This window comes from Cetobacterium sp. (assembly GCF_051653945.1).
In the GTDB taxonomy this organism is placed as follows: domain Bacteria; phylum Fusobacteriota; class Fusobacteriia; order Fusobacteriales; family Fusobacteriaceae; genus Cetobacterium_A.
The window spans coordinates 1-8,674 of sequence record NZ_JBOFXD010000087.1 but is presented as its reverse complement, the minus strand read 5'-3'; the positions used below and the strand labels follow the sequence as shown (position 1 = coordinate 8,674).

The 8,674-nt window shown below is 27.5% G+C and carries 7 protein-coding genes and 1 pseudogene; 2 read left to right on the top strand and 6 right to left on the bottom strand.

The annotated features are described in order from the left end of the window. Positions 1–333: 333 nt before the first annotated feature. On the bottom strand, positions 334–1,572 hold the full coding sequence (locus tag ACRC8M_RS09665; RefSeq protein ID WP_438528953.1) for a DEAD/DEAH box helicase: 1,239 nt from the start codon (positions 1,570–1,572) through the stop codon (positions 334–336). 202 nt (positions 1,573–1,774) lie between these two features. Here ACRC8M_RS09665 and ACRC8M_RS09660 point away from each other — a divergent pair, with 202 nt between their 5' ends. Beyond that, the gene (locus ACRC8M_RS09660) at positions 1,775–2,002 is read left to right on the top strand and encodes a hypothetical protein (RefSeq protein ID WP_438528952.1); all 228 of its coding nucleotides are present in this window, start codon (positions 1,775–1,777) and stop codon (positions 2,000–2,002) included. A gap of 38 nt (positions 2,003–2,040) precedes the next feature. On the opposite strand, the gene ACRC8M_RS09655 is transcribed toward ACRC8M_RS09660, so the two are convergent. From ACRC8M_RS09655 to ACRC8M_RS09635, 5 genes are all read right to left on the bottom strand, one after another. Next, entirely contained in the window at positions 2,041–2,736 is a 696-nt protein-coding gene (locus ACRC8M_RS09655; RefSeq protein WP_438528951.1) for a polysaccharide deacetylase family protein, read from the bottom strand. 156 nt (positions 2,737–2,892) lie between these two features. Beyond that, positions 2,893–4,128, bottom strand: coding sequence for a M20 family metallo-hydrolase (locus ACRC8M_RS09650; RefSeq protein WP_438528950.1), 1,236 nt, complete (start codon positions 4,126–4,128; stop codon positions 2,893–2,895). A gap of 23 nt (positions 4,129–4,151) precedes the next feature. After that, on the bottom strand, positions 4,152–4,673 hold the full coding sequence (locus tag ACRC8M_RS09645) for a GNAT family N-acetyltransferase (RefSeq protein ID WP_438528949.1): 522 nt from the start codon (positions 4,671–4,673) through the stop codon (positions 4,152–4,154). 190 nt (positions 4,674–4,863) lie between these two features. Beyond that, positions 4,864–5,808 (bottom strand): formimidoylglutamase, encoded by a 945-nt coding sequence (gene hutG, locus ACRC8M_RS09640; RefSeq protein WP_438528948.1) that lies wholly within the window; start codon positions 5,806–5,808, stop codon positions 4,864–4,866. 31 nt (positions 5,809–5,839) lie between these two features. Continuing rightward, positions 5,840–7,855, bottom strand: a complete 2,016-nt coding sequence (locus ACRC8M_RS09635; protein WP_438528947.1) for a urocanate hydratase — start codon at positions 7,853–7,855, stop codon at positions 5,840–5,842. 299 nt (positions 7,856–8,154) lie between these two features. Between ACRC8M_RS09635 and ACRC8M_RS09630 the strand changes: the two are divergent. Next, positions 8,155–8,674, top strand: a pseudogene (locus ACRC8M_RS09630) (ROK family protein); the annotation flags it as partial.

The window sequence follows — 8,674 nt, the reverse complement described above, 5'->3', positions numbered from 1 at the left end:
AATTTGATTCAGATTGTACTACTTCTTTAGAATTTTTAAGAGAGCTAAATATAGATTAAAGTATTGAAAATAAAGGGGTCATAGATGGTCAGGAAAATCCTTAGCGTTGTTATTCCGCGTTTTCCTGACGGGACCCCTATTTAATCTATGAATTTCATTTTTTAATTATATAAATTCTCGCATTTATATAATTAAAATCTCATTTTGTTTTTAATGATTTAGAATTTATTTGAAACCATTAATAAATTCATTGAAATAAAACTCGTATTATAGATATAATACGAGAGGTATTATTAAAAAAAATCTTTCTAAGTAAATAGAAAGATTTTTTTGTTAAGATTTTTTTCCACCTTGTTGTCTATTCGAAGTTTTTTTAAATCTAGTAGATTTAGGTTTATTTAAGTTATTATTAGATTTTTCATTATATGTTTTTATAGGCTTTTTAGATAATTCTTTTTCATCTCCGTGAATTTTAGCAAATTCTATTTTATTTAATTTTAAAATCTCTGCTAAAATCTTTTTATCATCTAACGATGAAAAAGAAATTACTATACCATTTTTATTGGCTCTTCCTGTTCTTCCACTTCTATGAGTAAATGCTTCAGCTGTTTTAGGTAAATCAAAATTAATAACATGAGTAACTTGAGGTATATCTAGTCCTCTAGCAGCAATATCTGTAGCTACAAGTATATTATACTTCCCTTCTCTAAAGCCAGATAAAGCAGCATCTCTTTGATTTTGTGATAAATTACCTTGAAAATTTACGGCTTTTAATCCCTTAATTTCTAATGTTTTACTAAGATGTTTAGCTTTATGCTTTCCATTTGTAAAAACAATTACAGACTCTATACTAGAGTCATCAAGTAACTCTATAAGTTTTGATTTTTTATCATCATGATCTATGTGATATAATTCATGTTCAATTAATTTAACAGGATCTTTGTACTCCACTTCAATTGTTTTATGTCCCTTTTCTAAAACTTTAAATGCTAAAGTTTTAATCTCTTTTGGCATTGTTGCTGAGAAGAAAAGTGTTTGCTTTTTTTTAGGAGTATGTTTTACAATTTTTTCAATATCTTTTAAAAATCCCATATCCAACATATGATCAGCCTCATCTAATACTAAAAATTCAAGTCTTGTTAATCCTAAATTTCCTTGATTAATATGATCCAAAATTCTTCCAGGACATCCTACAACAATATCCACTCCAGTTTTTAAAACATCTAACTGTTTTTTAGCTGATGTTCCACCATAAACAGCTAAACTCTTTATTCCAATTTGTTTTCCTAATTGTAAAACTGTGTTATTAATTTGTTCTGCAAGTTCTCTAGTAGGAGCAATAATAAGAGCTCTTACTCCTTTTCCTTTTCCTTTTGTTGTTGCTATTTTTTCTAAAATTGGAAGAACAAATGCTGCAGTTTTTCCTGTTCCTGTTTTAGCTAATCCAAGAATGTCGCTTCCCTCTATAATTACTGGGATAGCTTGTGCTTGAATTGGGGTAGGCTCTTTATATCCAACAGCATCAATTTGTGCCATTATTTCTGTTTTAAAATTAAATTCTTTAAATTTCATATTTTCTCCATTTATAATATTTTTTGTGTATCTGTTATTATAACATTATTTTGATGAAAATAATATAAATTATTTATTGTTTTTAGCTCTATCTTTTTTAAACTTAAAGGAAATAACTATATTTAGCTGTATAATCTTAATATAACAACTATATTTTATGGAGGTGAATGGGAGAATATTTATCAAAATATCTCTCTTCAAAATGGATATAAAAGATAACGAGAAAGTATTAACTGTCAAAGATTGGATTATAGTTCAAATAATTATGATGATTCCTATTGTAAATATAATTATGTGGATTAAATGGCTAGTTTCTGATAAAACTAATCAAAATTTAAAAAATTTTTTAATTGCTTCTTTAGTTATGATAGTTATTGGTATGATTATTTGGTTTCTTTCTATGACATTTTTAATGACTTCAAGTATGTAATAAAAAAGGATAAAATTCTAAAAGAATTTTATCCTTTTTTATTTTACAATTTTATATGATTCTGTTCCTAGTAATTCATCAAGTTTTACAAATTCATATCCTTTATTCCTATAATATGGAATCAATTTTTTTAAAGCTTCATATGATGTGTCCTTATCTGGTTGCGTGTGCATAAGAATAATACTTCCATTTTTAGTTTCCTTTTCTTGAGTATTTACTACGTAATCTAATGATCTCTTTATATTCCAGTCCTCTCCATCAACATTCCAAAGGACTATATTCATCCCTAGATTTTTAACGGCTATTTTTACGTTTTCTGTAATTATACCATATGGTGGTCTAAATAACCTTGGAGTAACTCCTAAAATATCATTGATTATACTGTTAGTTTTTTCAATTTCAGATACTACAACTTCTTGAGATGCTTTATTAAAATTTGAATGTGTATAACTATGATTTAAAACTAAATGCCCTTCATTATAAACTCTTTCAACCTCTGATTTTCTATCTAAAATATTTTTTCCTATGAAGAAAAAAGATACTTTTATATCTTCTTCTTTTAATAAATCTAAAACTTTTGGAAGAGAACTGTTATTTGGTCCATCATCAAAAGTTAAGGCTATCTTTTTAATCTTACTATTTCCTTGTGAATATATTTTTTCATTTGCAAATCCATTATTAAAAATAATAAAAAAAATTGTTATTAATGAAAATAATTTATTTATTTTTTTCATATCTACCTCCAAAGCTTAAAAAATTTTAAAACAAAAAGATATACTTTATTTATCTATTCGTTCAAAATATTAACCTTCCTTTCTTAATAAAAAGAAATTGAGGAAGAGGAAACTATTAATGACATAAATCAATATACTCAATATGCTTTAATTTTTTTATTTTTTTAATAATTCAACAATTGTATCACACAATATTTGACATCCAGCTTCTATATCTTTTTCCTTAGTTAATTCCTCTTTACAATGACTTCTTCCATCAATACTAGGTACAAATATCATCGCTGATGGTATATATTGTCCTAAAATGCTTGTATCATGATTAGCTCCACTATAAAGCTCTGTATAATTATACTTTCTTATTTTTATAGTATTTTCTATTATGTCTAAAATATCTAAATTAGATTTTACACCCTTTGCTTCAGCTATTTGTTCAATTTCACAATAGAAACCTTTTTCTTTTAATTCATCTAATTGGCTACCTATTACATCTATTACAGTTAATAAATTCTCCTCATCAATTCCTCTTAAATCTATTGTGAACTCTATGAATTTAGCAATTATATTAGTTTGGTTCGGAAATATATTTATTTTTCCAACAGTTGCTACTATTGAACTATCATCCATAGATTTTACAATATTTGGTATCTCTGAGATTAACTTACATCCCTCTACTACAGGATCTAGTCTATACTTCATAGGTGTAGCTCCTGCATGGTTAGACTCACCTTTTATAATTATCTTAAACCATTTTAATCCTACAATACCTTTAACTATTCCAAGAGATTTATTTTCTAAATCTAATACTCTTCCTTGTTCTATATGAAGTTCAACCACAGCTTTAAATTTATTAGAATCAAACAATATTTTGTCTATATCCTCTGGATTATATCCTCCTGTTTTCATAACTTCATACATTGACTTTCCATCTGAATCTTTAATTTTCTTGCTATGAGCCGTAGAAAAATTTCTACAAAAAGCTTTGCTTCCTATTAAATTAGTACCAAAATGAGGTCCTTCTTCTTCAACAAAAATTGAAACTTGATAATCATTATAAATTTTCACTTCACTCTTAGAAAGGATTCTAGCAACTTCAAGAGCTCCAATTACTCCGAGGTTCCCATCATATTTCCCCCCATTTGCAACAGTATCTATATGCGAGCCACTTAATACAACCTTTTTATCATCGCCATTTCCTTTTAAAAGTCCGTGTAAGTTTCCAACACCATCAAACCAAACTTCCATACCAATAGCTTTCATTTCACCCATCAAGTATTCCTTTGCTCTTGTATCTTCAATAGTAAAAGAATATCTACTACAGCCATTTTTGGGAGTAGTGTTAAACGTATTTAAAATTTCTAAGTCACTCATAATTCGTTTAATATTAATTTTCAAAACTCGTCCTCCAAATATTTTAATTATAGTTGTTCCTTATCTATATTTACTGTATTATCTATCCAATACCTACAAAGACCTTCATTAATATCATATAATATTCCTCCATTACTCTCTACAGCTTTTCTAGAAGGTATATTATTTTCATAAATTGTTATTAAAATTTTATGAACACCTTTTTCTTTCAGAAGTTCTACTCCTTTTTTTATAATTAATTTACCATATCCATTACCTCTAAATTTTGGAGAAATACTAATCCCCATATTTCCACCATTTATTAACAAATTTTCATTCAATTGAGGTCTTAATTTTAATATTCCCACAATTTCATTATTAATATACATCCAATATATCTCTTGCATTACTCGTCCTGTTGGCTGAATTTCCTCTGAATCTTTTAAAAATTTTTTTAATAACTCTTTGAATTCTATTTCATCACTTGGAGGGGTCATATGAAATCCATTTTCTCCTATTCCTAAATCACAAAGAAATTTGTAAACATCAACTCCATCATTTAAGTTAGATTTTTTCATTTCAAGTTTCATATAATCACTCTCCTTTAAAATTTTATTCCTATGATATTATTATATTGAGTCACAAATGTCAATACAAAATTATTTTTATTAAAAAATTAGAGAGGAACTCCTCCTCTCTAATTTTTTTTCACAATAATTTCTAACTTTGTTTACAATTTTTGATAAAATATGTTATATTTGTAAAAATTTTTTAAGTATTTTATTCAAAATGACAAAGAATTAATTCGTATATTATATTTGCCATTAGCCTAGATGTTCTATCATCATAATCAAACGTTGGATTAATTTCTGCCACATCTATTGTTAAATTTTTTGAATACCTTGCAATTGTTTTTAAAAGAGGCAGTGCATTTCTTGGATTAACACCAAAAGTTTGTGGTGCACTTACTCCTGGAGCTGAAGTTATATGAAATACATCTGTACATAAAGTTAAATGTATATAATCATTTCTTTTTAAAATTGAATAAAGATCATCGCTTGGAATAGTTCTAATCTCTTCAGCAAAATAATATTTAACTCCTAGTTTATCTGCTCTATCGAAAAGTCTTTTAGTATTTGAAAATTTCTGAATACCAAAAACATTATAATCGAAATTCAATTTTTTTTCTTCACAAATATCAGCTATTTGTAAAAACATAGTTCCAGAATTTCTACCACTTGTATACTCTCTCATATCAAAATGAGCATCAAAATTTATTATTCCAATCTTTGGATTATCTTCTTTTTTTAAAGCATAGTCCAAAATTCCAGAGTAATTTGCAAAAGCTATATCATGACCTCCTCCAAGAACTACAACAAGAAAACCTCTTTCTTTTAAAGAGGAAACTATTTTAGCCATCTTTGTATGAGCTGATTCTAAATCATGATCCACAACTTCTATAGGGTCCTTTAAATCGTAAAACTTTAAATCTTCTCTAAAAATTGGGAATCCCGATAAAGCCTTCTTTACATGAATCCATCCATCTTTTGCTCCTAATCTTCCAGAATTTCTTCTAACTCCCTCATCAGAATTAAAACTCACAAAACAAACTTTTTTCTCTTTCAAATCAATTTTAAGTAAATCATCTAAACTCATAACATTAACAACTTGATGTATACGAAGAACATCTAATTCATCGCCATCTATTCTTCCACTCCAGTACATACTATCTTCTCCTAATTTTAAATTAAATTTTTTATTTTACTAATTTTTCGATTAAGTTTTCATTTACAATATATGGTAAAGTTATATGGTCTGTTCCTTTATTGTTTTTATTAAACTCTATAACAGTTTCAATAGAGTGTGGGTTTCTTGCCCAAGCTCTTCTTGCAACTCCTCCCATTACATCCCATGGCATCGCTTGAGATAAAATATCATCCACTCTTTTACTTCCATCTAAAACCATTCCAAATCCACCATTAATTGATTTACCTATTCCTACTCCACCACCATTATGTAGAGCTATCATAGTCATTCCTCTAGCTGCATTTCCTGCAAAACATTGCGTTGCCATATCAGCCATAATGTTACTTCCATCTTTTATATTTGATGTTTCTCTAAATGGTGAATCTGTTCCTGAAACATCATGATGATCACGTCCTAACATAACTGGCCCTATCTCACCTTTTCTAACCATATCATTAAATTTTAAAGCTATTTGAGTTCTACTCATAGCATCTTGATAGAATATTCTAGCTTGTGTTCCTACAACAAGTCCATTTTCATCTGCATCTTTAATCCACATATAGTTATCTCTATCTTGATATCTTCTATTTGGATTAACTAATTCAAGAGCTGCCGCATCAGTTTTTAAAAGATCCTCTTTTTTTCCTGATAAACAAACCCATCTAAATGGTCCATATCCATAATCAAATAGTTCTGGTCCTAAAATATCTTCAACATATGACGGGAATATAAATCCACCTTTATCATCTCTTCCATTTTTTGATATCTCTTTAATTCCAATATCGTAGATAGATTTTAAGAAACTATTTCCATAATCAAAGAAATAAACACCTTTATTAGTTAAATTTTTTATTACATTATAGTGTCTTTTTAATGTTTCATCAACTAATTTTCTAAAAGTTTCTCTATCCTCTGCTAGTAATCTTGTTCTCTCTTTAAATGTTATTCCAACAGGACAATATCCACCATCGTAAACAGCATGACAAGATGTTTGATCAGATAATAAATCTATATGAACGTTATTTGCATCTGCATATTCTAATAAGTCTACTATGTTTCCTAAATAAGCGATAGCGTATGGAGTTTTTGAATCCATCTTCTCTTTAGCTAAATCAAAAGCTTCTTTAGGAGTTGAAACAAATTTATTTATCCAACCCTGTTCTAATCTAGTTTGAATTCTAGATAGATCAACCTCTGCGATAATAGAAACTCCTTTAGCTATAACTGTAGCTTTTCCTTGAGCCCCACTCATTCCTCCAAGTCCTGATGTTACAAACAGTTTACCCGCTAAATCTCCATCAGCAGGAACTCCACAAAACAGTCTTCCTGCATTTAAAATTGTAGAATATGTACCGTGAACTATTCCTTGAGGACCTATATACATCCATCCTCCTGCAGTCATCTGACCATAATTAGCTACTCCAAGAGCTGCACCTCTTGCCCAGTTATCATAATCATCAAAAGCTCCAATCATAAGTCCATTAGTTATTATAACTCTAGGTGCTGAAGGGTGAGATTTAAATAACCCTGTTGGATGTCCTGAAGCCACAACTAAAGTTTGGTCCATTGTTATATTTTCAAGATATTTTTTAATTAATCTATATTGCATCCAGTTTTGACAAACTTGCCCTGTTTCACCATAAGTCACAAGCTCATATGGATAAAGAGCTATATCAAAATCTAAATTATTATCTATCATAACTTGAATTGCCTTAGCATCAGTACATTTTCCTTCATATTCAAATATCGGTTTTCCATGAATATTTCCTGTAGGTCTAAATCGATATCCATATATTCTTCCATAAGTATGAAGCTCTTCTAAAAATTCAGGAGCTAACATCTCATGAAATTCTTCTGGAATATATCTTAAAGCATTTTTTAATGCTAGTGCAATTTCATCTTTTTCTAAATGTACAACTCTTTTAGGAGCTCTTCTAATTTTAGGATCAAATTTAGGTGCTTCTAAAGGAATGTCATGGGCAGTTAACTTAATAGTCATAGCATTGAAAATTTCTTGATTTAACATAATTTAAAACCTCCACACTTTATATTTTTAAAATGACTTTAATAATTAAATAAAAAAAATGATTACTTTCTGCTATTGTTAATACCTCTATTTTTTCAAAAAATACAATATATAAATTAAATGTATTTTATTTATAAAAAATATAACTACCACTGTAAGAGTATTTTAAAAAAGAGAATAGGAAATATATTTTTCCAAAAAAATATATTGTTGACTTTAAAAATTTTTAAAGGTATATAAATAATTAGTAATTTCATATGATTGATAAATTGATTTTAAAAATGCACTTGGAGGATATCATGTATCAAAAAAAAATAAAAGAAAATAATGAGAAAAAAGTTTTTCATTATATATATCAAAAAAGAGAAAATCTTTCAATTGCAGATATATCTAATGATTTAAATATAAGTTTTCCTACTATAAAAACAATTATAAATAAATTTTTAAAAGATAATATTATAAAAGAAGATTTAAAAGTAGGAACAGGAGCAGGGCGAAAAGCTCAAAATTATTCTTTAGAAAATAATTTTGTTTATAGTATTGGAATCTCTGTGCATTTAGGAGAATTAAAAATAGTTCTTGGAAATGAAAGAGGAAATATTGTAAAAGAAACTATTATCAGAGAAAATTTTTTAAAAGATAACTTAATAGAAAAAATAGATGAAATTTTAGAAGAATTTTTGTTAGAAATAAATGAACAAGTTGAAAAAAAACTTATTGGAATTGGAATTTCTGTTCCTGGAATTGTTGACAAAGAAAATAATATAATTGAAATAACATCCTCGTTAAGAATTTCTTTGAATAAAATCCAAAATTTAT

Coding starts and splice junctions, on each gene's coding strand:
- ACRC8M_RS09665 (WP_438528953.1), bottom strand. CDS start 1,572: ATGAAATTTAAAGAATTTAATTTTAAAACAGAAATAATGGCACAAATT.
- ACRC8M_RS09660 (WP_438528952.1), top strand. CDS start 1,775: ATGGATATAAAAGATAACGAGAAAGTATTAACTGTCAAAGATTGGATT.
- ACRC8M_RS09655 (WP_438528951.1), bottom strand. CDS start 2,736: ATGAAAAAAATAAATAAATTATTTTCATTAATAACAATTTTTTTTATT.
- ACRC8M_RS09645 (WP_438528949.1), bottom strand. CDS start 4,673: ATGAAACTTGAAATGAAAAAATCTAACTTAAATGATGGAGTTGATGTT.
- hutG (WP_438528948.1), bottom strand. CDS start 5,808: ATGTACTGGAGTGGAAGAATAGATGGCGATGAATTAGATGTTCTTCGT.
- ACRC8M_RS09635 (WP_438528947.1), bottom strand. CDS start 7,855: ATGTTAAATCAAGAAATTTTCAATGCTATGACTATTAAGTTAACTGCC.